We start from the raw sequence: 23,641 nt of genomic DNA on the forward strand, positions 1-23,641 counted from the left end.
GTGCCCCTTGCTTGCAGTGACGCGTTGTCATATCGATTTGTCATACAAATACGGAGACCGTGATGGCCGGCGCCCCCACCAAGAAGAAAAAATTCCGCTCACAGGAGTGGTTCGACAACCCAGACAATCCGGGAATGACCGCGCTCTATCTGGAGCGCTACCTGAATTACGGGCTGACCCGTGCCGAGCTGATGTCGGGCAAGCCGCTGATCGGCATCGCCCAGACAGGCTCGGATCTGTCGCCTTGCAACCGGCACCATATCGAGCTCGCCAAGCGCGTACGCGAGGGCATCGTCTCGATGGGCGGCATTCCCTTCGAATTCCCTTGCCATCCGATCCAGGAGACCGGCAAGCGCCCGACCGCGGCGCTTGACCGCAACCTTGCCTATCTCGGCCTCGTCGAGGTGCTCTACGGCTATCCGCTCGACGGCGTCGTGCTGACCATCGGATGCGACAAGACGACGCCGGCGCTGCTTATGGCCGCGGCCACCGTCAACATCCCGGCCATCGCGCTGTCGGTCGGTCCGATGCTCAATGGCTGGCACAAGGGCAAGCGCACCGGCTCCGGCACCATCGTCTGGGAATCGCGCCAGCGCCTGTCGGCTGGCGAGATCGACTATGACGAGTTCATGGACATCGTCGCCTCTTCGGCGCCCTCCACCGGCTACTGCAACACGATGGGCACCGCCACCACGATGAATTCGCTGGCCGAGGCGCTCGGCATGCAACTGCCGGGCTCGGCCGCCATCCCCGCGCCTTACCGCGAGCGCGGCCAGATCGCCTACGAGACGGGAAAACGCATCGTCGACATGGTGCATGAGGATCTGAAGCCGTCCGACATCATGACGCGCAAAGCCTTCGAAAACGCCATCGTCGTCAATTCGGCGATCGGCGGTTCCACCAACGCGCCGATCCATCTCAACGCCATCGCCCGCCATCTCGGCGTGCCGCTCGACAATGACGACTGGCAGAAGATCGGCCTCAAAGTGCCGCTCATCGTCAATCTGCAGCCGACGGGCGAATATCTCGGCGAGGATTACCATCATGCCGGCGGCGTGCCGGCGGTGGTGGCCGAACTGATGAAGGGCGGGCTGTTGCCGCATCCCGATGCCCTGACCGCCAATGGCAAGTCGATCGGCGACAATTGCAAGGCGGCGGTCGTTGAAAACGCCGACGTCATCCACAGCGTCGACAAGCCGCTGAAGGTCAATGCCGGCTTCATCAACCTCAGCGGCAATCTGTTCGATTCGGCGATCATGAAGACGAGCGGCATCTCGCCGGAATTCCGCGAACGCTATCTGTCCAACCCGAAGGACCCGGAAGCGTTCGAAGGCAACGCCATGGTCTTCGACGGGCCGGAGGATTACCACGCCCGCATCGACGATCCGGCGCAAGGCATCGACGAGCACACCATCCTGTTCATGCGCGGCGCCGGCCCGGTCGGCTATCCCGGCGGCGCCGAGGTCGTCAACATGCAGCCGCCGGCCTACCTCATCAAGAAGGGCATCCATGCGCTGGCGTGCATCGGCGATGGCCGCCAGTCGGGCACGTCGGGCTCGCCGTCGATCCTGAACGCCTCGCCGGAAGCGGCAATAGGCGGCGGCCTGGCGCTGCTCAAGACAGGCGACCGCGTCCGCATCGACCTGAACAAGGGCACCGCCAACATCCTGGTCAGCGACGACGAGATCGCCAAGCGGCGCGCAGCACTCCAGGGCAATGGCGGCTACCATTATCCGCAGCACCAGACGCCATGGCAGGAAATCCAGCGCGGTATGGTCGACCAGTTCGACCAGGGCATGGTGCTGAAGCCGGCGGTGAAATACCAGGATGTCGCGCACACCCGCGGCGTGCCGAGGGACAATCACTGATTGCTCCGGAGACAATCGCTGATTGCTCCGGAGACAATCGCTGATTGTTCCTGGGATAGTCACCGATTATTCCAAGGGGCAGTCATCGATTATTCCTGGCGGCAATCACTGATGTTGGATCGACCGGCTGACGGCCCAGCGCAATCGGGCCGCCAGCCGTTTTTCGTTTTCGCGGTGGCGCGTTCCGGTCACGATCCTTGACAAGCGCGCCCAACAAATCCACGATCATGGCAAGGGGTGCATCGCGACGACCCCGTGAGGCGTCAGCCCAACGTTCGCGTCCAAGCTTCTCTATCAGGAGGTGGACGCTATGCCGTCAACAACAGCTATCACCGTATCGCAACTGTCCCGTGTCGTCGGTCTGCCGGGTGCGCCTGTCATCATCGATGTCCGCGTCGATGAGGATTTCGACGCCGATCCGCGCCTGCTGCCGGCGTCGGTCCGGCGCGATTTCAAAACCGTTTCGACCTGGGCACCCGATTTCGCCGGCAAGCCGGTGGCGGTCGTCTGTCAGAGAGGTCAAAAACTCTCGCAAGGCGTGGCCGCTTGGCTGCGGCACGAGGGAATTCCCGCTGAATCCCTCGAAGGCGGCTTTGAGGCCTGGCGCGATGCCGGGGGGATTCTGATCCGCACCGACAAATTGCCGCCACGCGACGAAAAGGGCCGCACCGTCTGGGTGACACGGTCACGCCCGAAGGTTGACCGCATCGCTTGCCCCTGGCTGATCCGGCGTTTCGTCGACCCTCATGCGGTGTTCCTGTTTGTCGAACCCGCTGAAGTATTGGCTGTTGCCGACCGCTTTCAGGCCGTGCCATTCGACATCGACAATGTGTTCTGGAGCCATCGCGGCGAACGCTGCACCTTCGATACGATGATCGAGGAATTCGGGTTGGAATCCACCGCACTCGACCGTCTAGCCGCGATCGTGCGCGCGGCCGACACCGCAAACCTCGATCTGGTGCCCCAGGCCGCCGGCTTTCTGGCTGCCTCGCTTGGCTTGTCACGGATGTTTCGCGACGATCTGGAGCAACTGGAAGCAGGCATGCTGCTCTACGATGCGTTCTTTCGTTGGTGTCGTGACGCCACCGAAGAAACGCACAACTGGCCCAGCGCGGGGAAACCGTCATGAGCGCTGTTGCGCCTCTACATGAGGCGGGGAACGTCGAGGCGCCGGCTGCGCCGACCTTTGCCGAAGCCGTGAAGGTCTGGGCGAAGATCGGACTGCTCAGCTTCGGCGGGCCGGCCGGGCAGATCGCCCTGATGCACAGGGAATTGGTCGAGGAGCGGCGCTGGATCGGCGAACAGCGTTTCCTGCATGCGTTGAATTACTGCATGCTGCTGCCCGGCCCGGAAGCCCAGCAACTCGCCATCTATATCGGCTGGCTGCTGCACAGGACGGTCGGCGGCCTTGTCGCCGGCATCCTGTTCGTTGTGCCCGGCGCGCTCGTCATCCTGATCCTGAGCAGCCTCTACGTGCTCTATGGCGACATGCCGCTCGTCGAGGCGCTTTTCCTCGGGGTGAAGGCGGCGGTGCTTGCCATCGTCATCGAGGCGGTGATCCGCATCGGACGGCGCGCCTTGAAAAACCGGGCCATGGTGCTGATCGCGGTCGCGGCTTTCATCGCCATCTATGCGTTGAATGTGCCGTTTCCGCTCATCATCCTGCTCGCCGGCCTGACAGGATGGCTGGGAGACCGCATTGTTCCCGGCCTGTTTTCCGGCTCCGCGCATGGCAAGGGCGACGTTGTCGACATCAAGGGCGCGGTCGACCTGATGTTCGAGCGCGGCGAACTGGCCCATGTCAAGCCGACCAGATGGCATGCGCCGCGCACGATCGCCATCTGGCTACCGATCTGGCTCGGACCGGTTCTCGTCATCTGGTGGTTCACCGGCGCCAGTGTGTGGACCGAGATCGGCCGGTTCTTCAGTCTGATGGCGGTCGTCACCTTCGGCGGCGCCTATGCGGTGCTTGCCTATGTCGCGCAGGCGGCCGTCCAGTCCTTCGGCTGGCTCGCCCCCGGCGAAATGGTCGACGGGCTTGGACTAGCCGAGACCACGCCCGGCCCGCTCATCCTGGTGCTGCAGTTTGTCGGCTTCATCGCCGCGTTCCGCCACTCCGGGTCATTGAACCCATTGCTTGCCGGATCGCTTGGAGCGCTGCTGACGCTGTGGGTGACGTTCACGCCGTGCTTCTTCTGGATATTCCTTGGCGCGCCCTATATCGAGGCCCTGCGCGGCAACAGGGCCTTGTCGGCGGCACTCGGCGCGATCACCGCCGCTGTTGTCGGCGTCATCATGAATCTCGCTTTGTGGTTTGCCTTGCACGTGGTTTTCCGCGAGGTGCACGCATTGAGCCTCGGCATGAATGTGCCGGTGCTTTCGTCAATCGACTGGCGTGCTGCGCTGCTTTCCTTGGCCGCCATGATCGCCATCCTGAAGCTCAAGATCGGCATGCTGCCGACGCTCGCCGGATCAGCGCTTGCCGGTGTCTTGCTTCTGGCGGTGGGTGGCTAATGCATGTCGCCCAAAAGTGACCTCGGTTTTGGGAGAACGACATGCATAAAAACAAAGACCGCCCGCCTTTGTATTCCGCTTTCCGACCACTTAAGTGGTTGGAAACGGATTGGACCATCATGGCGCAACGACGCTCTTCCCTCGGTTTCCTTGGCATGTTCGGCCGCTCGGGCGATCTGAGGCAGCTTGATACCGCCTTGCGCGGCGCCGACCTGCATCCCGCCCTGGTGCCTGAGGGCGTGAAACTCACCCTCGTCAATCTGATGAAGGATCGCTGGCCCGACGAACCGCCGCCACAGGCCTATCCGGACGTGGCGCGGCTGTTCAGCTATTGCATTGCCGGACCGGAAACTTTCGAAAGCGCGCATGGCTTGCAGCAGCGGCAGGACGTCGAGCGCCGGATCGAGGCCGCTGTCGAGGCCGGCGACAGTTTCGACGCGCAAATCGTGCTGATGGCGCTACACGCCAAGCTGATCAATGCCGAAGTCGTCGAGCGTTATGGGCTCGGTACGGACTGACCGGAAACGAGCTTATCCGCCCATATTGGCGCGCGGCAGCTTGATCATGTCGCCGAAGCGGGCGCGCAACTTGTCGTCGAGAAGTTTTGCGACATGGCGCGGGAAGCGTTCGGCCAGGATGCGCTTCTTCTCGATGATCGCGCGCTGCAATATATCGGGCCGGCCCTTCTCGTTCCATTCCTTCGGCGAAAACCGGTCGCCGACGGCAGGATAAAAATACTCCGTCTGCATCAGCCGCAGCGTCTGTTCGTTGCCGAGATAGTGGCCCGGGCCGTTCAGGCAGACCTCGGCGATGGTGTCGATCGACAGTGCCTCGTCGGTCACCTCGATGCCTCGCACGCAGCGCAGGCAGTGGCCGAGCATGTCATTGTCGATGATCAGGCTTTCCAGGCAGAAGCCGAGCAGCGAGGCATGCATGCCGGCCGACTCATAGACCAGGTTGAGGCCGGCAAGGCCGGCCATGACATCGGTGATGCCCTTTTCGTAGCCGGACTGGATGTCGGGCAATTTCGAATCCGTCATGCCGGCGGCCGAGCCGCCCGGCAGATCGTAGAATTGCGCCATCTGCGCGCAGGCCGCGGTCAACACCGCCTGCTCGGCCGAGCCGCCCGACATGGCGCCGGTCCGCAGATCCGATACGAACGGCCAGGTGCCGAAGATCGCCGGATGCCCCGGCTTGATGGCGTTGACATAGACCAGACCGGCCAGCACTTCGGCCACGGCCTGCACCACCGCGCCGGCGATCGCCGCCGGTGCGGTCGCGCCGGCCTGGCCGGCCGACAAAAGCAGGATCGGGATGCCGCCCTCGACACACGCCTCGAGCACGCCGCAGGCGTCCTCGGCGAATTTCATCGGCGGCACGACGAAGCAGTTGGAGTTCGACACGAACGGCCGGGCGCGGAAATTCTCCTCTCCGCCGGCAATGGCGTAGAGCATTTCCAGCGCCGGCTGCACGTTCTCGCGCACCGTGAACGAGGTGCCGACATGCTTGGACGTGCCCATCACGCAGGCATAGAGCGTGTTGAAGTCCATTTCGAGCGGATCGGGAATGTCGCGCGGCACCATCGGCCGCTGGAAGAAATGGATGTTGTCGAGCCCGTCGACGATGCGGGCGGCGTCATAGATGTCCTGCAGCAGCGATTCGCGGTATTCGCGCTTCTCGACATCGACCAGATGGACCGCGGCACCCGCCGTGCCGTAATGCACGCGCTTGCCCTGGATCACCATGTCGTGTTTCGGGTCCTGGCCGTGCAAGGTGAAATTCCGTGCCGCTTTTTTGATCGTGTCGAGCACCAGCGCGCGCGGGAAACGGATGCGGCCGTCATCGCCATAGGTGGCGCCGGCCTTGGTCAGGGCGTCTATGCAGGAGGGGATGGCATTGGCGAAGCCGACGGTCTCCAGCAGCGTCAGCACCGCCCCGTGGATGCGCTCCTGATCGTTCCCGCGCAACGGTCCGTAGCTGCCGCCCTCGAGGCCCGCGCGCACCGGCCTGATGTCGTCGGCGAGCGGCGCTGCCCGCATCGCACGGCGCGCTTCGCGTCCACCGGAACGGCGCGAGCGCTGATCCGCCGCCGCTTCTTGCTTTTCAAGAGCCACTGACATGGAGACACTCCACCTTTTCTCGGAAACAGGGCGGCGGTTGGTCCACCATCGGCTGTTTCTTCCCCTTTGTGCCACGACTATGCCGCCGGCATTGGCACAGACTATGAGCCAGCCGGTCTGGTTGCATATGCCAGAGCTAAAGATTACGGAGCCGCACTCATGCGGCTCCGGTCAGGGATAGGGCGAGTGGTTCAGGCAGCCGCCGGCCTGCGGCCGGCCGCGGTGGCGAGTTCGCGGATGCCGGGCTCGATATGCTGCAGCGCGATCGACGAAATGCCCAACCGCATGAAACGCGAAGGCTTTTCGGTGCGGTCGAAGAAGCGGTCGCCCGGCTCGATGATGACGCTGCGCGAGGCGGCGGCCTCGGCCAAACCGCGGGAATCGGTACCGCGCGGCCCTTCGAGCCAGAGCGACGTGCCGCCGGCCGAGTCGGTCGAGCGCCATTCCGGCAGGAAAGCGGAAATCGCATGGACCAGGCGCTTGCGCCGCTCGTCGAAGGCGCTCGACAGCCGCCGCACCAGGGCCTCGTGATGGCCGAGCGACAGGAAGAGTGCGACGGCGCGCTGGTTGTTGGCCGGCGGATGGCGCAGCATGAAACGGCGCAGCGCCCTGAGCTCCGATATCAGCCCAGCCGAGGCGACGATGTAGCCAAGCCGCAGGCCGGGAGCCAGCGTCTTCGACATCGAGCCGACATAGACGACGCGACCGGAGCGATCGAGGCTCTTCAGCGCCTGCTGCGGCGCCTCGTCGAGAAGCTGGCTGTCATAGCCGTCCTCGATGATGATCTGGTTGTGCCGGTTGGCGCGCGCCAGAAGATCCTGCCGCCGCTCCGCCGACAAAGGCACCATGGTCGGGCAATGATGGCTGGGCGTGACGAAGACGAAGCCGGAATCATTGGGGATAGAAGAGGTTACGATGCCGGACTGGTCGACCGGAACCGGCTGGATCTCGGCGCCCGCAAGCCGGAAGATCGAGCGAGCGTCAGGATAGCCAGGATCCTCCATCGCCACCTTCGAGCCCTTGGTCATCAACAGCGAAGCCAGCATGTAGAGCGCGTTCTGGGCGCCCAGCGTGACGATGATCTCGTCGGGATTGGCGAAGATGCCGCGCCGGGGCAAGAGCCGCGCCTGGATCTGTTCGATCAAGAGCGGATCGTCGCGGTCGACCATGTCGGACGCCCAGTTGCGGATTTCGAGCACGGCCAGCGCCATGCGGTTGCACTCGCGCCATTCAGCGGTCGGGAACAGCGCCGGATCGAACTGGCCGTAGACGAAGGGGTAGGACGACTTGATCCAGTTCTCGTGCTTGGCTGGCGGCGGCATGTCGCTGGCGGCGATCTGCCGTCGCGCCTTCCAGTCGATCTCGTTGGCCTGGTCGGGCGCCTTCTGGTGCGGCTTGGCCGGCGTCGCCAGCACGTCCGGATTGACGAAATGGCCGCGCCGCTCGCGCGCCACCAGGAAACCCTGGTCGACGAGCTGCTGGAAGGCCAGCACCACCGTCCCGCGTGCGACGCCGAGTTTTTCGGCCAGGATGCGGCAGGAGGGAAGCGGCATCGAAGCGGCGATCTGGCGGTCGAGAATGGCGGCCACGATGGCTTGGCGGATCTGCGCCTGCAGGGTTTGGCCGGATTCGGCCGAAATCCGGAACAGGCCGGACCATATGGCCGTGTCGTTGCGCTGTGGCATGGGAAATCTTCCTCGGATGGCCAGCCATTTTCATTTGGCTGGACCAGTCGAGTGTATGGGTGGCACAAGGGGTTGCGCCAATCAATTTTTCTGATCGTTGGGATTTATGCCAGTGATCCTTCAGCCAAAAATCGGGCTCTGTGGCCGCCCGCAGTGACACATTGTGTCATCGCATCGTGATGCGATGCGGCATCGCCGCGTATTGACCGCACGGAATTCGGCTCACTAGGTTTGTCGCGACGACACGCGCCGGAAACATCCGGTCTGATAAAGTACGTCGAAAAACGCCAGGAGCCCCCCGCCAGTGGATAAGTCAGCCTTCCAGAAACAGCTTGCCGCCTTGCGCGATCATCGCGCTGCGGCACCTGCCAGCATGCGCCAGGCCTTCGCCGCCGATCCGCAGCGGTTCCAGACATTCTCCGCCAGCGACGGCGACCTCTTGCTTGACTGGTCGAAATGCGCCGTCGACGCAACCACCATGGACTTGCTGGAAAAGCTCGCCGGCGCCGCCGATCTCGAAGGCCGCCGCGCCGCCATGTTCGCCGGCAAGAAGATCAACATCACTGAAGACCGCGCCGTGCTGCACACGGCGCTGCGCAATCTCAGCGGCAAGGGCGTCACGGTCGATGGCCAGGACGTCAAGGCGGATGTTCTTTCCGTGCTCGACGCGATGGGCGCCTTCGCCGATGCCATCCGCTCCGGCAAAGCGGCCGGTGCCACCGGCAAGAAGATCACCGACATCGTCAACATCGGCATTGGCGGCTCCGACCTCGGCCCGGCCATGGCGACGCTGGCGCTCGCCCCCTATCATGACGGACCGCGCGCGCACTATGTCTCCAACATCGACGGCGCCCATATCCATGACACGTTGAAAGGCCTGTCGGCCGAGACCACGCTGTTCATCATCGCCTCCAAGACCTTCACCACGGTCGAGACGATGACCAATGCGCAGACGGCGCGCGACTGGGTGCAGAAGGCGCTGGGCAAGGAAGCGGTCGGCAAGCATTTCGCCGCCGTTTCGACGGCGCTCGACCTGGTGGCCAAGTTCGGCATCGAATCCGATCGCGTCTTCGGCTTCTGGGATTGGGTCGGCGGCCGCTATTCGGTCTGGGGCGCCATCGGCCTGCCCGTCATGATCGCTATCGGCCCGAGGAATTTCCGCGCATTCCTCGATGGCGCCCACGAAATGGACGAGCATTTCCGCACCGCGCCGCTCGCCAACAACCTGCCGGCGCTGCTCGGGCTGGTCGGCTGGTGGCATCGCGTGATCTGCGGCTACCCGGCCCGCGCCGTCATCCCCTATGACCAGCGCCTGTCCCGGCTGCCCGCCTATCTGCAGCAACTCGACATGGAATCGAACGGCAAGGGCGTCACCCTTGACGGCACACCGGTGGCGACGCCGACCGGGCCGCTGGTCTGGGGCGAGCCGGGCACCAATGGCCAGCACGCCTTCTTCCAGCTTCTGCACCAGGGCACCGACTTCATCCCGGTCGAATTTCTCGCCGCGGCCGTCGGCCACGAGCCGGAGCTCAAGCATCAGCATGATTTGCTGCTCTCCAATTGCCTGGCGCAGTCGGAAGCCCTGATGAAGGGCCGCACGCTGGACGAGGCGCGCGCGCAGATGCTGGCCAAGGGCATGAAGCCGGCCGATGTCGACAAAATAGCGCCGCATCGTGTCTTCTCCGGCAACCGGCCTTCGGTGACCATCCTCTATCGCAAGCTCGACCCGCACACTTTCGGCCGGCTGATCGCTCTCTACGAGCACCGCGTCTTCGTCGAGGGCACGCTGTTCAACATCAATTCCTTCGACCAGTGGGGCGTCGAGCTCGGTAAGGAACTGGCGACCGGCCTGCTGCCTGTCGTGGAAGGCAAGGAAAGCGCCGCAAACCGGGACGCCTCGACCAGGGGCCTTGTGGAACGCATCCACCAATTGCGTGGTTCGGAGTAACTGATTTGGCAGACATCAAGGGGATATTGTTCGACAAGGACGGGACACTTGTCGACTTCAACGCGACCTGGCTCGGCGTCGCCGATTTCATGGCTATGGACGCATCCGATGGCGACCGCTGGAAGGCCGACAGGCTGCTGGCGGCGGCCGGCTTCGATTTCGCCAACCGGCGTTTCAAGCCCGATTCGATCTTTGCCTCGGGCACCAACATGGACGTCGTCGAGCTGTGGTTCCCGCGCCTGTCCGACGAGGACCAGATGCTGGCTGTCGCCCGCTTCAACGAGATCACCTCGGTGCAGGGTTCATCGATGGCGGTGGCGCTGCCGGGCATCGTCGACACCTTGGCTACACTGCACAAAAGATCTTACCGGCTTGGCGTCGCCACCAACGATTCCACCAGCGGTGCGGAAAAGACCTTGGTTACGCTGGGCGTCGCCCAGCTGTTCGACGCCGCCTATGGCTACGACGCGGTGGCCAATCCGAAACCGGCGCCCGACACCATCCAGGCTTTTTGCGACCTCACGGGCCTGAAGCCGTCGGAGATCGCCATGGTTGGCGACAACCGTCACGATCTCGAAATGGCGCGCGCCGGTGGCTGCGGCCTGGCGGTGGGCGTGCTCTCCGGCACCGGCACGCGCGAATCGCTGGCCGAGATTGCCGACGTCATCCTGGATTCGGTTGCCGACCTGCCGGATTTCCTTTCGGCACGGGTCAGGGAGACTGTCTAACCGCCAGGTTCGGCCTCGAAACGAAAGACGCCGCTCGGCCTTGGGGCGGCGTCTTTCGCGTCGCCGAAATCCGGCACCTGATATTCGGCAAGCAGGCGCAATCGCGAGCGCGGCAGATAGGCCCGGCCCGGATCGCCGACCAGCACCTCAATGCCGGCGGTTAGGCAGCGGTCGAAAAAAGGCATGACGCGCTCGGCGACGTCCTGTCCGTAGAAGACATCGCCGGCGAGCACGAGATCGACCAAAGGCGGCGAGCCCCGGGTGATATCGCCATAGACAACTGTGATTGAGACGCCGTTCGCCGCCGCGTTGAGGGCGAGCGCGGCAAGGCCGTTGCGGTCGATTTCGGCGGCGATCACCTCGCGTGCCCCGGCCTTGGCGGCGGCGATGCCGACAATGCCGGAGCCGGCACCGAGGTCGAGCACGCGGCGGCCTGCCACTGTCATCGGATGGTCGAGGATATAGCGCGCCAGCACCGCACCACCGGCCCAGGCATAGGCCCAGTAGGGCGGCTGTGGTTCGGGCGCGCCGTCATCATCGTCTTCAGGGTCGACGAGGCGCCTCAACCCGCTGCCCGGATGGGCGGTGTAAAAACGGATTTCGGGAAGCGCCGGCACCGGCACAAGGCGCATGTTCGCCTTGATGAATTCCGCCGGGTCGAGGCGCGGACGCCGGTGAGGGAAATCGTCGCCCGGCGCGTCTTCCCCCATTAGGCGCGTAGCGCCCGCCGCAGGATCTTGCCGACCGGCGTCTTCGGCAATTCGGTCCTGAACTCGATATATTTGGGCCGTTTGTAGCCGGTCAGGTTCTCGCGGCAAAAAGCGGTGATGGCTTCCACGGTCAGGGCTGGGTCCTTCTTGACGATGAACAGCTTCGGCACTTCACCCGAATGCTCGTCCGGCACGCCGATCGCCGCCACTTCGAGCACGCCCGGATGCATCGCCACGACCTCTTCGAGCTCGTTCGGATAGACATTGAAGCCTGAGACCAGGATCATATCCTTCTTGCGGTCGACGATCTTGGTGTAGCCGCGCGCGTCCATGAAGCCCATGTCGCCGGACTTGAAGTAGCCGTCCTTGGTCATCACCTTGGCGGTCTCGTCAGGCCGGTTCCAGTAGCCCGCCATCACCTGCGGTCCCCGGATGCAGATTTCGCCGACCTCGCCGAGCGGCAAATTGTTGCCGTCGTCGTCGCGGATGGCGATTTCCGTTGACGGCAGCGGCAGGCCGATCGTGCCGGTGAAGTCGCCGGAACTGAACTTGTTGGCGGTGGCCACCGGCGAGGTTTCCGACAGGCCGTAGCCTTCGGTGACAGGGCAGCCGGTCAACGCCTTCCAGCGTTCGGCGACGCCCTTTTGCACCGCCATGCCGCCGCCCAGTGTCAGCACCAGCGGCTTGAAGTCGAGTTTGCGGAAATCCTCATTGTTGAGCAGCGCATTGAACAGCGTGTTGAGGCCGGGAAAGATGTGGGCCGGATACTTTGCCAGTTCCTTGACGAAGCCCGGAATGTCGCGCGGATTGGGAATGAGCACGTTGCGAGCGCCTTGCTGCATGCCCATCAGTGCGTTCACGGTCAGCGCGAAGATATGATAGAGCGGCAGCGCGCAGATGAAGTTCGGGTGCGCGGGTTTCGGTTTGATCGTATAGGCGTCTTCCATCCACTGCGCGTTCTGCATGACATTGGAGAGCACATTGCTGTGCAGCAGCGTGGCGCCCTTCGACACGCCGGTGGTGCCGCCCGTATATTGCAGGAAGGCGACGTCGTCGGCTGCGACCTTGGCTGGCTTGAAGCCAAGGCCGGCGCCGGCCTTCATCGCCGCGTTGAATTTGACATGCCCGGGCAGCGACCATGCCGGCACCATCTTCTTCACGCGGCGCACCACGAAGTTGACGATGGTGCCCTTGAGGCCGCCGAGCATGTCGCCCATGGCCGCCACCACGACATGCTTGACCGCGGTCCTGGCGACTACCGCCTGCAAGGTGTTGGCGAAGTTTTCCAAGATGACGATGGCTTGTGCGCCGGAATCCTTGAGCTGGTGCTCCAGCTCGCGCGGCGTGTACAGCGGATTGATGTTCACCACGACATAGCCGGCGCGCAGGATGCCCATCATCGCCACCGGATATTGCAGGACGTTCGGCATCATCAGGGCGACGCGCGCCCCCTTTTGCAGCCCCTTCGATTGCAGGTAGGCACCGAAGGCCGCCGACAACTGCTCGACATCGGCGTAGCTGATGGATTTGTCCATGCAGGTGAAAGCCGGCTGGGCGGAAAATTGCCTGCAGGCGGCGACCAGGAAATCGCCGATCGAACTGTAGGGCAACGCACCGATCTCAGCCGGCACATTTTTCGGATAGCTCTTGAGCCATGGCTTTTCGGGCAGGCCGGCGGCAAGTTCCGCCAGTGCCTTCGGCAGCCCCTTGGTGGCAGCCGGCGCCGGCTTCGATGTCGGCGCTGCCTTTGCAGGCGATGCGGCCTTCGTTGCCCCAGTCTTTGTGGGAGAAGTCTTTGCCGGAGAAGCCTTTGTGGGAGAAGCCTTTGTCGGAGAAGTCTTCGTCGCAGAAGTTTTTGCCGGGGTGGCTTTCACGGCTGGCTTCGCAGCGGCTTTGGCGGTGCTGGCCGCTTTTGCCGCCGGTGCTGTCTTGGCAGGCTTTGCCTCCGCCTTGGCGGTCGCGGCTTTGGCGGCAGCTTTACCTTGCCCGTCGGCGGCGGCTGGTTTCGAGACTGCCTTGGCCGACGCGTTCACCGGCGCCTTCGATGCTTTTGCCACCCGTTCCTCCCTAGCAATTCTTGTTCGCCGTCTGGTCGCCTGTGCCGCGCTTGCCTCCGAATTGACAGAGACATCCTCCGCTGCGGCCAGCATATCCATCTATGTATTGCCTCTATCGGCGGCGGTGCAAGTCTTGCCCCTGCGGCAAGGCGCCGAAAGATTTGCCGCCGAAAATCTTTCCCGTCGGCGACACTTGGAACCGGCATCTTTCCACATCGACGATCGGATGAAGGCGGACGCGGCATCGATGTCGCCAGATGCCAGATCAATAAAAAAATGCGGTCGTTAACAATCTCGTGAGTGGAAAAAACTGCTAATTTTTTCTGCCGTTTAGCAAAATGACGGATTTTTTTCCTGCTTCCCGCGGGGTAAGCAAACGGGGTGTTCCAAAGCCGGAAAAACGGTGCTTATATGCGCGCTTCGCGAGCCTGATAGAGGGGCTTGGAAGAACATCAGGGAGTGCTCAATGAAAAAGAAACTCGCTTTTGCGGCCGCGTTGCTGGCTGCAAGCGTCCTGAGCGGCATGGCCAATGCGAAGACGCTTGTCTATTGCTCGGAAGCGTCGCCGGCCAATTTCGATCCGGGTACGACGACCGGCGGCAACGACTTCGATGCCTCGTCGCGTACCGTCTATTCGCGTCTGGTCGAATTCAAGCATGGCGGCACCGAGGTCGAGCCCGGCCTCGCCGACAAGTGGGAAATCTCGGACGATGGCCTGGTCTATACGTTCCACCTGCATCCGGGCGTGAAGTTCCAGACCACCGACTATTTCAAGCCGACGCGTGACCTCAACGCCGACGACGTCGTCTTCTCCTTCGACCGCCAGTTCAACAAGGCGAATCCCTGGAACGGCGACAAGTATCTGCCCAACCTGACCTGGGACTACTACACCGGCATGGACATGCCGAAATACGTCGCCAAGTGGGAAAAGGTCGACGACCTGACCGTTAAGCTGACGCTGACCGAGCCGAACGCGCCGATGCTGGCCAACCTTGGCATGGACTTCGCGTCGATCGTGTCGAAGGAATATGCCGACCAACTGGAGAAGTCCGGCAAGATGGCCGATTTCTCGACCAAGCCGATCGGCACTGGTCCTTTCCAGTTCGTCGACTACCAGCTGGATTCGGTCATCCGCTACGCGGCCCATCCGGATTATTTCAAGGGCAAGGAGAAGATCGATGATCTCGTCTTCGCCATCACGCCCGACGCGACCGCCCGCATCCAGAAGGTGCTCGCCGGCGAGTGCGACATCGCTCCCTATCCGAATCCTGCCGACATCGGCACGATCAAGGCCAACAACGACGTGACCCTGATGGATCAGGCCGGCCTGAACATCGGTTATATGAGCTACAACACCACGATCCCGCCGCTCGACAAGCCTGAGGTGCGCCACGCGCTCAACCAGGCGATCGACCGGGAAGCGCTGATCAAGTCGCTGTTCCAGGATGCCGGCGCCACGCCTGCCGAAAACCTGATCCCGCCGACCATGTGGTCGTGGAACAAGGATGTGAAGGCCGACGCCTATAATCCGGATGCGGCCAAGAAGGTGCTTGAGGCTGCCGGGCTGAAGGAAATCCAGCTCTGGGCTTCCGATCGCGTTCGTCCTTACAACCCGAACTTCCAGCGCGCCGCCGAACTGATCCAGGCCGACTGGGCCAAGGTCGGCGTCAAGGCCGAGATCGTCAACTACGAGTGGACCAAGTATCGCTCGGAGGGCAAGAAGAAGGACCGTCCCGGCGCGTTCCAGATCGGCTGGACCGGCGACAATGGCGATCCGGACAACTTCTTCGCCACCCTGTTCGCTTGCTCCGCCATCGGCGTCTCGAACTACTCCAGCTGGTGCGACAAGGACTTCGAAGACCTGATCCAGAAGGCCAAGAAGACCAGCGACCAGGCCGAGCGTGCCAAGCTCTATGGAGAGGCGCAGGTCGTCTTCCAGAAGCAGGCTCCGGCCTTCCTGCTGGCGCATAGCCAAGTCTACGCGGTGGTGCGCAAGAATGTCAGCGGTTTCATGATGGACCCGCTCGGCATTCACCGCTTCGACGGCGTCGACAAAGCCGAATAAGACATTGAGTGGGGCGGTGCTCTAGAGCGCCGCCCCCTTTGCCATGCTCAAATATATTCTTCACAGAATTGCACTTTTGATCCCGACGCTAGTCGGCATCACTATCTGTGCCTTCGCCTTCGTCAGGCTGCTGCCCGGCGATCCCATCCTTGCCATGGCCGGCGAACACGGCGTGGCGCCCGCGCGTTACGAGGAACTCAAGGAACAGTTCGGCTATAATCTGCCGATCTGGCAGCAATACGCACGCTATGTCGGCGAGGTCGCGACCGGTGATTTCGGGGTCTCGATTTCGTCCAAGCGCCCGGTACTTGAAGAGTTCAAGACGCTCTTCCCGGCGACGCTGGAACTGTCGTTCTTCGCCATGATTTTCGCCATGTTGCTCGGCATCCCGGCCGGCATCTTCGCGGCCGTCAAGCGCGGCTCGTGGTTCGATCAGTCGCTGATGGGCACCGCGCTCGTCGGCTACTCCATGCCGATCTTCTGGTGGGGCCTGCTGCTGATCATCTTTTTCTCCGGTTATCTCGGCTGGACACCGGTTAACGGCCGCATCGACCTGCAATACTTCTTCAAGCCGATCACCGGCTTCATGACCATCGACACCTTGCTCTACGGCAAATGGGATGCATTTCGCTCGGTATTGCGGCATCTGGTGCTGCCGACAATTGTGCTCGGCACCATTCCGCTGGCTGTGATAGCGCGCCAGACGCGCTCCGCCATGCTCGAGGTGCTGGGCGAGGACTACGTGCGGACGGCCCGAGCCAAAGGGCTTTCGTCGGCCCGAGTCATCGGCGTGCATGCTCTGCGCAACGCACTCATCCCGGTGGTCACCACCATCGGCCTGCAGGTCAGTACGCTGCTCGCCGGCGCCATCCTTACCGAAACGATCTTCTCCTGGCCTGGCATCGGCAGGTGGATGGTCGAATCCATATCCAAGCGCGACTATGTTGTCGTGCAGTCTGGCCTGCTCTTGATCGCCCTTGTCGTCATGGCCGTGAACCTGATCGTCGATGTGCTTTATGCCGTCATCAACCCACGCATAAGGGCGGCGTGATGAGCCAATCGACCGAAATCACCCCGATGGCCGCTGGCAACCCGGATCGCCTCACCGGCTTCAGGACCTTCTGGCATTATTTCTCGGTGAACCGGGGCGCCGTGATCGGCCTGTTCGTCTTCATCCTCTTGGTGCTGGCGGCGCTGTTTGCGCCGCTGCTCGCGCCCTATGCGCCCGACATCCAGGACAAGACCGCTTTCTTGAGGCCTCCGGCCTGGCAGGCCGGCGGTAGCGCCCAATATCTGCTGGGCACCGACCCGGTCGGGCGCGACATCCTTTCACGCCTGCTCTATGGCGCGCGCTTCTCGTTGCTCATCGGCGCGGTCGTGGTCACGCTGGCGCTCGCCGGCGGCATCACGCTCGGCCTGCTGGCCGGGTATTTCCGTGGCTGGGTCGACGTGGCGATCATGCGCGTCATGGACCTGATCCTGGCCTTCCCGTCGCTGTTGCTGGCGTTGGTGATGGTCACCATCCTCGGTCCCGGCCTGTTCAATGCGATGCTGGCCATCGCGCTTGTGCTGCAGCCGCATTTCGCGCGCCTTGTGCGCGCCGCGGTGATGGCCGAGAAGAGCCGCGAATATGTCGTGGCGGCGAAGGTCGCCGGCGCCGGCCACATCAGACTGATGTTGCGCACCATCCTGCCCAATTGCCTGGGGCCGCTGATTGTCCAGGGCACGCTGTCCTTCTCCAACGCCATCCTCGAGGCCGCCGCCCTAGGCTTCCTCGGCCTTGGCGCCCAGCCACCGACGCCGGAATGGGGCACCATGCTTGCTACGGCGCGGGAATTCATCCTGCGCGCCTGGTGGGTGGTGACCTTCCCCGGCCTTGCCATCCTGATCACCGTGCTTGCCATCAATCTGATCGGCGACGGCCTGCGCGATGCGCTCGACCCGAAACTGAGGAGGTCGTGATGGCGCTGCTCGACATTCAAAATCTCGTCGTCGAGTTCCAGACAGCGTCCGGTTCCTTCCGCGCCGTTGACGGTGTCTCGCTGCATGTCGACGAGCGCGAAGTGCTGGCGATCGTCGGCGAATCCGGTTCCGGCAAGTCGGTGTCGATGCTGGCGGTGATGGGCCTTTTGCCATGGACGGCCAAGGTCACCGCCGACCGCATGAGCTTCAATGGCCGCGATCTCCTGAAGCTGAGCCCGGCCGAGCGGCGCAAGATCGTCGGCAAGGACATGTCGATGATCTTCCAGGAGCCGATGGCCAGCCTCAATCCCTGCTTCACCGTCGGCTTCCAGATCGAGGAGGTGCTGCGTTTCCACATGGGCATGGACGGTGCGCAGCGCCGGGAGCGCGCCATCGAGTTGCTGACGCAGGTCGGCATTGCCGAGCCGGCGGAACGGCTGAACTCGTTCCCGCACCAGATGTCCGGCGGTCAGTGCCAGCGCGTCATGATCGCCATCGCCATCGCCTGCAATCCGAAGCTTCTGATCGCCGACGAGCCGACCACCGCGCTCGACGTCACCATCCAGAAGCAGATCCTCGATCTCCTGGTCTCGCTGCAGGCCAAATACGGCATGGGGCTGATCATGATCACCCACAATATGGGCGTGGTGGCCGAGACCGCCGACCGTGTCATCGTCCAGTACAAGGGCCGCAAGATGGAAGAGGCCGACGTGCTGTCGCTGTTTGAATCGCCGAAGAGCAACTACACCCGGGCGCTTTTGTCGGCACTGCCGGAAAACGCGGTCGGCGACCGGCTGCCGACCGTCTCCGACATGCTGTTCGAGCCGGCGCCCTCCGGAGCCGCAGCATGACCAAGGTCGTCGAAGGCAAGAATATCGTGCGCGACTATCATGTCGGCGGCGGGCTGTTTCGCGCGCAGCGCACCGTGCATGCGGTCAAGGGTGTCTCGTTCGGCGTCGACAAGGGCAAGACGCTGGCCATCGTCGGTGAGAGCGGTTGCGGCAAGTCGACGCTTGCCCGCATCATCACGCTGATCGATCCGGCAACGTCGGGCGAACTGTTCATCGACGGCAACAAGGTCGACATCGCCAAGGACGGGTTGACCAAGGAGATGCGCCGCAAGGTGCAGATCGTTTTCCAGAACCCCTATGGATCGCTCAATCCGCGCCAGAAGATCGGCGACGTGCTGGGCGAACCGCTGCTCATCAACACTGGCAAGCCGGCCGACGAGCGGCGCGACCTCGCCATGAAGATGCTGAAGAAGGTCGGCCTCGGACCCGAGCACTACAACCGCTACCCGCACATGTTCTCGGGCGGCCAGCGCCAGCGCATCGCCATTGCCCGGGCGCTGATGCTGAACCCCAGCCTGCTGGTGCTGGACGAGCCGGTCTCGGCACTGGATTTGTCGGTGCAAGCGCAGGTGCTGAATCTGCTCGCCGACCTACAGGACGAGTTCCAACTGACTTACGTCTTCATCAGCCACGATCTGTCCGTGGTGCGCTACATCGCCGACGATGTGATGGTGATGTATTTCGGCGAGGCGGTCGAGTATGGCTCGCGCGACGAGGTCTTTTCAGACCCCAAGCACAGCTACACCAAAACGCTGTTCGCCGCGACGCCGCGCGCCGATGTCGCCTCGATCAAGGCGCGGCTGGCGAAGAAGAAGGCGGCGGCCTGAGGCTGCCGACCGCAGCCTTCAGGCCATTTCCTCAACGATCACGACAGCTTCGCGATAATCGCACGTAGCGCTTCGCCGAAGCGGTGGATTTCCTCGACCGTGTTGTAATGCACCAGCGAAGCGCGGATGGCGCCGCTGTCCATCGAGAGGTTGAGGCGCTTCATCAGCCGTGGCGCGTACATGTGGCCGTCGCGGATGCCGATCTGCATCTCGGCCATCTCCTCGACGATGCGCTGCGGTGAGAGCTTGCCGATGTTGAAGCAGAAGGTCGGCACGCGCTCGTTGATGCGGGCCTCGTCGGCAACGCCATAGATGGTCGCCCCACAGTCTTTCAGCACGCCTAACATCTCACGCGCCAATAGCAGTTCATAGTCGCGGATGGCGCCCATGCCGGCGACGATGTTTTCGCGCCGCGAGCGGTTGTTGGAGGGTGCGAGATTGCGGCCGATCAGTTCCAGATACTGCACGGCGGCATCCATGCCCGAGACATTCTCATAGATGAAGGTGCCTGCCTCGACCTTGTAGGGCGGTTCGTCCGGAATGAAATCCTCGCGAAAAGTCGGCAACCGCTTCAGCGTATCGAAGCGGCCCCACAGGAAGCCCATGTGCGGCGAGAAATTCTTGTAGCCGGAGCAGACGAGGTAGTCGCAATCCCAGGCCTGCACGTCGATCAACCCGTGCGGTCCGTAATGCACGCAGTCGAGGAACACTTCCGCGCCAACTGCGTGTGCGATCTCGGCCACCGAGGCGACATCGACGATCGAGCCGATCGAATGTGCGGTGACCGTGCAGGCGACAAGGCGGGTGCGGTCGGACACCAGCGGGCGGAGATCGTCGACATGCAGATTGCCGTCCTCGCGCATGCGCCACCACTTGAACTTGGCGCCGGCGGATTCCAGCGCCAGCCAGGTCGCGATGTTGGCGTCATGGTCCATGTCGGTGATGACGATCTCGTCGCGCCCCCCATCTGTGTCTTTGGCGAGCATCTGGCCGATGCCGAGGCTGACCAGGCGGATGAACGAGGTGGCGTTCATGCCGAAGCAGATTTCCGCTGGGCTATAGGCATTGATCAGCAGCGCCACGCTTGTCCGGGCATCGGCGACCGACTGGTCGACGGTGACGCTGCGGCCATAGCGGCCGCCGCGTTGCACATTGTGCGAAACCAGATGGTTGGTCACCGCGTCGAGCACGCTCTGCGGAATCTGCGCGCCGGCGGCATTGTCCAGGAAGATGAAATCGCCGGCCCGCTGCAGAGCGGGAAACATGGCGCGGATGGTGGCAACCGGGAAGTCGCCGGCGGCGGTCTGGGGATTGCTCAAGGGTGGTCTCCTGCGAAGTGTTTTTTTGCGGCCGGGGTCAGCGCGTTTTTTCGGTCTTGAAGCGGTCTTCAAGCAGGCTGACGAGGCGAACCATCGGCCAGAGGAAAATGAGATAGACGAGTGCGGCGCCGATCAGCGGCGAGGGGTTGGCGTAGAGCGACTGCGCGTTGGTTGCTTCCTTGAGCAGCTCCGGCAGCGCCACGGTCGAGGCGAGCGAGGTGTCCTTGAACATCGAGACGCAGTTGCTGGTCATCGGCGGGATGACCACGCGGATCGCCTGCGGCAGCACCACCTTGCGCAAGGTCAAAAGGAACGGCAGGCCAAGCGCCTGCGATGCCTCGAATTGGCCTTTCGGAATGCTCTCTATGCCGGAGCGGAACACTTCCGCCGAATAGGCCGACATGATGATGGCGAACGCCGTGACGGCGGAGGCCCAGGACGACAGGCGGATGCCGAGGAAGGGCAGCGCGTAATAGATCAGGATCAGCACCACCAGCACCGGCAGCGCGCGAAAAATGTCGGTGTAGCCAACCGCCAGCCAGCGCAGCGGCTTGGGCGCATAGAGCCGCAGCAGGCTGATCACCAGGCCGATAGGGATGCCGATGCCGATGCTCAAAATGCCGAGCAGCAGCGTGTTCAGGAAGCCGCGCAGCAGCGCCGGCAGGCTGGACGCAATGACATCGGGATTAAAGAAGGTGTCGATCAGCGACATGGGAGTGTTCCCGCACCCCAGAGCAGAGGGTGCTCAAGTTAATACCAATCGACCGTGCCTACGGTGAGGCGGTCCATGCGGCAGCCAGCGCCAAAGCGTGAAATGAATCGTGCCGGCCTGGAAAAGCCGGCACGATTTCAGTGCATCGCCGCTCAGGCCTTCGGCAGCGGCATTTCCTTGACGGTCGAGGAGTCCGCCGGCGCGTCGCTGCCGAACCACTTCTTGTGGATCGCGGCCAGCGTGCCGTCCTTCTTCATCGCCGTCAGCGCGTCGTTCAGCTTGCCGAGCAGCGGATGGTCCTTGGTCATCATCAGGCCGTACTGTTCGCCGGTCTTGATGCGCTGCTTGACCTTCAAATCCTTCATCTTGGTGAAGGAGTATTCCATGCCGGGAATGTCGCTGACGGCGGCGTCGACGCGGCCGGCGCTAAGGTCGAGCAGCAGGTTCTGTTGCGTGTCATAACCCTTCACGTCGCTGAAGCCATCGGCTTCCTGATGTGCCTTGACCCAGGTTTCGCCGGTCGAGCCGGACAGCACGCCGACGATCTTGCCCTTGAGATCGGCCTCGGTGTTAACAGCGCTGTCGGTCTTGGTGGCGATGCCCATGTCGGAATCATAATAGGGCTGCGTGAAGGACTGCGACTTCAGCCGCTCCGCCGTGATTGTGATCGAGGAGATGGCGACGTCGATGCGCTTCGAGGTGGTAGCGGCGAACAGCGCCTGGAAGCCGAGATCGGCGATGTCGGTGGTCATGCCAATGCGCTTGGCCGCCTCATTGACGATATCGACTTCAAAGCCCTCGAAAGTGCCGCTCTCGTTCTTGTATTCAAAGGGCGGATTGGTCGGGTAGGCGCCGACATTGAGCACATCGGCGGCATAGGCGGTTGCTGGTCCGGCGACGACGCCGATGGCGGCGGCGAGAAGGATGAGATTGCGACGGTTGAGCTTCATTGGTGGTCCCTCTGGGGTGTTCCCTCTGGTTGTTCATCGGACGGGGCTCGCCCCGCACGGTTTCTTGCCGCCCCACCTCCCAGCGGGGCGTCAATTCATGGCAGCGACCATGCGGTCAAGCGCGGTCGCTATCTGGTCGCGGTCACGGCAGACACACATCCGCAGGAAGGCCGTTTCCGAACTTCCGAAGAGATGGCCGGGCGCCAGCCCGACGCGTGCCGTCTCCAGAATCCTGGCGCAAGCCTGGCGGGCGTCGCTTTCACCTTCCATGGCAAAGAAGGCATACATGCCGCCACGAGGTTTCGTCGCCAGGATGATGCCGGGAATCTGTGCCAGCCTGTCATAGGCGAGATCGAGGCCGGTCCTGATGCGCTGCCGAATTTCTTCGACCAGCGGCTCGCCCTGGCGGATCGCCGCGACGGCACCGGCCTGGATCGGAGCAGCGGTACCGCTGTTGACATACTGGGTCATGGCGCCGAGTTGGTCGGCCACGCCCGACGGATGCGTCAGCCAGCCGATGCGCCAGCCGGTCATCGCCCAGGCTTTTGAGAAGCTGTTGATCGACAGCGCCCGGTCGCCGTCCTCGGCGATCTGCAGGATGGAGGGGGCGACGCCGCCGTCGAAATAGAGCCGGCCATAGACCTCGTCGGAGATGATCCAGATGCCGGTGCGGCGGCTGAAGTCGAGCAGCGCCTGCATCTCCTCGCGCGACGCGGTCCAGCCGGTCGGGTTGGACGGCGTCGACAGGAAGATGGCGCGGGTGCGGGCGTCGCAGGTGGCAAACAGCCGGTCGAGGTCGAGGCGCCAGTCCCCCCTGAAGTCGAGCGAGAACGGCCGCGGCTCGCCGCCGATCAGATGGATGGCGTTATGGATGTTGGGCCATTGCGGCGCGACATAGACGACATTGGTGCCGGTATCGACCAGCAGCTCCAGCGCCAGATACAGCGCCTGCATGCCGCCCGGTGTGACGGTGGTGCGTGCGAAGGGGATGGAGCGGCCATGGATGCGCGTCTGGTATTCCGACAGCGCCTCGTTCAGCGGGCCGTGGCCGCGCATGTTGGGAACATAGAAGGTCAGCCCTTCATCGAACGCGGCCTTTGCCGCGTCGCGGATGAAGGCGGGCGTCACCATGTCGCCCTCGCCGTACCAGAGCGCGATCACGTCACCCAGCTCGCGCGCACGCACGGCAAGGTTGGCGATGTTTTCGGTGTGCAGATCGCGGATCTGGGCGCGCACGCCGTCGAACGCATAGCGCGCGCTGGATGATGACTGGGGCAGTATGAACGACAAGGACTGAACCTCTCCCACCCGGAGCACCACGATGG

General features: G+C 63.1%; 20 protein-coding genes. 12 read left to right on the forward strand and 8 right to left on the reverse strand.

Translation table 11 applies throughout. The annotated features are described in order from the left end of the window. Positions 1–62: 62 nt before the first annotated feature. The 4 genes from AC04SF_RS16905 (at position 63) to AC04SF_RS16920 (ending at position 4,900) form a co-directional block, all read left to right on the forward strand. On the forward strand, positions 63–1,868 hold the full coding sequence (locus AC04SF_RS16905) for an IlvD/Edd family dehydratase (protein ID WP_488478765.1): 1,806 nt from the start codon (positions 63–65) through the stop codon (positions 1,866–1,868). Positions 1,869–2,178: 310 nt separating this feature from the next. Then, positions 2,179–2,997 carry a chromate resistance protein ChrB domain-containing protein gene (locus AC04SF_RS16910; RefSeq protein ID WP_488478766.1) on the forward strand — a complete coding sequence of 273 codons (819 nt, stop codon included), beginning with the start codon at positions 2,179–2,181 and terminating at the stop codon, positions 2,995–2,997. After that, positions 2,994–4,382 (forward strand): chromate efflux transporter, encoded by a 1,389-nt coding sequence (gene chrA, locus AC04SF_RS16915; protein ID WP_488478767.1) that lies wholly within the window; start codon positions 2,994–2,996, stop codon positions 4,380–4,382. The genes AC04SF_RS16910 and chrA overlap by 4 nt, the downstream gene beginning before the upstream one ends. A 119-nt stretch (positions 4,383–4,501) precedes the next feature. Further along, positions 4,502–4,900 (forward strand): hypothetical protein, encoded by a 399-nt coding sequence (locus AC04SF_RS16920; protein WP_488478768.1) that lies wholly within the window; start codon positions 4,502–4,504, stop codon positions 4,898–4,900. Between the two features lie 12 nt (positions 4,901–4,912). On the opposite strand, the gene AC04SF_RS16925 is transcribed toward AC04SF_RS16920, so the two are convergent. Then, positions 4,913–6,502, reverse strand: coding sequence for a trimethylamine methyltransferase family protein (locus AC04SF_RS16925; protein ID WP_488478769.1), 1,590 nt, complete (start codon positions 6,500–6,502; stop codon positions 4,913–4,915). A gap of 191 nt (positions 6,503–6,693) precedes the next feature. Beyond that, on the reverse strand, positions 6,694–8,187 hold the full coding sequence (pdxR, locus tag AC04SF_RS16930) for a MocR-like pyridoxine biosynthesis transcription factor PdxR (RefSeq protein ID WP_095200991.1): 1,494 nt from the start codon (positions 8,185–8,187) through the stop codon (positions 6,694–6,696). Positions 8,188–8,491: 304 nt separating this feature from the next. Here pdxR and pgi point away from each other — a divergent pair, with 304 nt between their 5' ends. Together pgi and AC04SF_RS16940 are read left to right on the forward strand one after the other, a co-directional pair. Beyond that, positions 8,492–10,135 carry a glucose-6-phosphate isomerase gene (gene pgi / locus AC04SF_RS16935; protein ID WP_488478770.1) on the forward strand — a complete coding sequence of 548 codons (1,644 nt, stop codon included), beginning with the start codon at positions 8,492–8,494 and terminating at the stop codon, positions 10,133–10,135. Positions 10,136–10,140: 5 nt separating this feature from the next. After that, positions 10,141–10,863 (forward strand): HAD family hydrolase, encoded by a 723-nt coding sequence (locus tag AC04SF_RS16940; RefSeq protein WP_488478771.1) that lies wholly within the window; start codon positions 10,141–10,143, stop codon positions 10,861–10,863. Here AC04SF_RS16940 and AC04SF_RS16945 read toward each other — a convergent pair. Both AC04SF_RS16945 and AC04SF_RS16950 read right to left on the reverse strand, forming a co-directional pair. Then, positions 10,860–11,573 (reverse strand): class I SAM-dependent methyltransferase, encoded by a 714-nt coding sequence (locus AC04SF_RS16945; RefSeq protein ID WP_488478772.1) that lies wholly within the window; start codon positions 11,571–11,573, stop codon positions 10,860–10,862. The two genes, AC04SF_RS16940 and AC04SF_RS16945, sit on opposite strands and share 4 nt — an antisense overlap. Next, on the reverse strand, positions 11,573–13,276 hold the full coding sequence (locus AC04SF_RS16950; RefSeq protein ID WP_488478927.1) for a long-chain-fatty-acid--CoA ligase: 1,704 nt from the start codon (positions 13,274–13,276) through the stop codon (positions 11,573–11,575). The genes AC04SF_RS16945 and AC04SF_RS16950 overlap by 1 nt, the downstream gene beginning before the upstream one ends. Between AC04SF_RS16950 and AC04SF_RS16955 the strand changes: the two genes are divergently transcribed. From AC04SF_RS16955 to AC04SF_RS16980, 6 genes are all read left to right on the forward strand, one after another. Beyond that, positions 13,221–13,919, forward strand: coding sequence for a hypothetical protein (locus tag AC04SF_RS16955; protein ID WP_488478934.1), 699 nt, complete (start codon positions 13,221–13,223; stop codon positions 13,917–13,919). The two genes, AC04SF_RS16950 and AC04SF_RS16955, sit on opposite strands and share 56 nt — an antisense overlap. Before the next feature lie 177 nt (positions 13,920–14,096). After that, positions 14,097–15,695, forward strand: coding sequence for an ABC transporter substrate-binding protein (locus tag AC04SF_RS16960; RefSeq protein ID WP_202351735.1), 1,599 nt, complete (start codon positions 14,097–14,099; stop codon positions 15,693–15,695). 43 nt (positions 15,696–15,738) lie between these two features. Further along, positions 15,739–16,746, forward strand: a complete 1,008-nt coding sequence (locus AC04SF_RS16965) for an ABC transporter permease subunit (protein WP_096453191.1) — start codon at positions 15,739–15,741, stop codon at positions 16,744–16,746. Continuing rightward, positions 16,746–17,657: an ABC transporter permease subunit gene (locus tag AC04SF_RS16970; protein WP_488478773.1), complete on the forward strand. Its 912-nt coding sequence runs from the start codon at positions 16,746–16,748 to the stop codon at positions 17,655–17,657. The genes AC04SF_RS16965 and AC04SF_RS16970 overlap by 1 nt, the downstream gene beginning before the upstream one ends. Beyond that, positions 17,657–18,508, forward strand: coding sequence for an ABC transporter ATP-binding protein (locus tag AC04SF_RS16975; protein WP_488478774.1), 852 nt, complete (start codon positions 17,657–17,659; stop codon positions 18,506–18,508). The genes AC04SF_RS16970 and AC04SF_RS16975 overlap by 1 nt, the downstream gene beginning before the upstream one ends. Further along, positions 18,505–19,335, forward strand: coding sequence for a dipeptide ABC transporter ATP-binding protein (locus tag AC04SF_RS16980; RefSeq protein WP_488478775.1), 831 nt, complete (start codon positions 18,505–18,507; stop codon positions 19,333–19,335). Before AC04SF_RS16975 ends, AC04SF_RS16980 begins: the two co-directional genes overlap by 4 nt. Positions 19,336–19,373: 38 nt before the next feature. Here AC04SF_RS16980 and AC04SF_RS16985 read toward each other — a convergent pair whose 3' ends face one another. The 4 genes from AC04SF_RS16985 to AC04SF_RS17000 form a co-directional block, all read right to left on the reverse strand. Further along, the gene (locus AC04SF_RS16985; protein ID WP_488478776.1) at positions 19,374–20,654 is read right to left on the reverse strand and encodes a cysteine desulfurase-like protein; all 1,281 of its coding nucleotides are present in this window, start codon (positions 20,652–20,654) and stop codon (positions 19,374–19,376) included. Positions 20,655–20,691: 37 nt separating this feature from the next. Then, the gene (locus tag AC04SF_RS16990) at positions 20,692–21,366 is read right to left on the reverse strand and encodes an amino acid ABC transporter permease (protein WP_096453196.1); all 675 of its coding nucleotides are present in this window, start codon (positions 21,364–21,366) and stop codon (positions 20,692–20,694) included. Between the two features lie 152 nt (positions 21,367–21,518). Further along, positions 21,519–22,316: an ABC transporter substrate-binding protein gene (locus AC04SF_RS16995; RefSeq protein ID WP_488478777.1), complete on the reverse strand. Its 798-nt coding sequence runs from the start codon at positions 22,314–22,316 to the stop codon at positions 21,519–21,521. Between the two features lie 90 nt (positions 22,317–22,406). Further along, positions 22,407–23,606, reverse strand: coding sequence for a pyridoxal phosphate-dependent aminotransferase (locus AC04SF_RS17000; protein WP_488478778.1), 1,200 nt, complete (start codon positions 23,604–23,606; stop codon positions 22,407–22,409). Positions 23,607–23,641 lie beyond the last annotated feature (35 nt).

Source organism: Mesorhizobium sp. CNPSo 4671 (assembly GCF_057784245.1).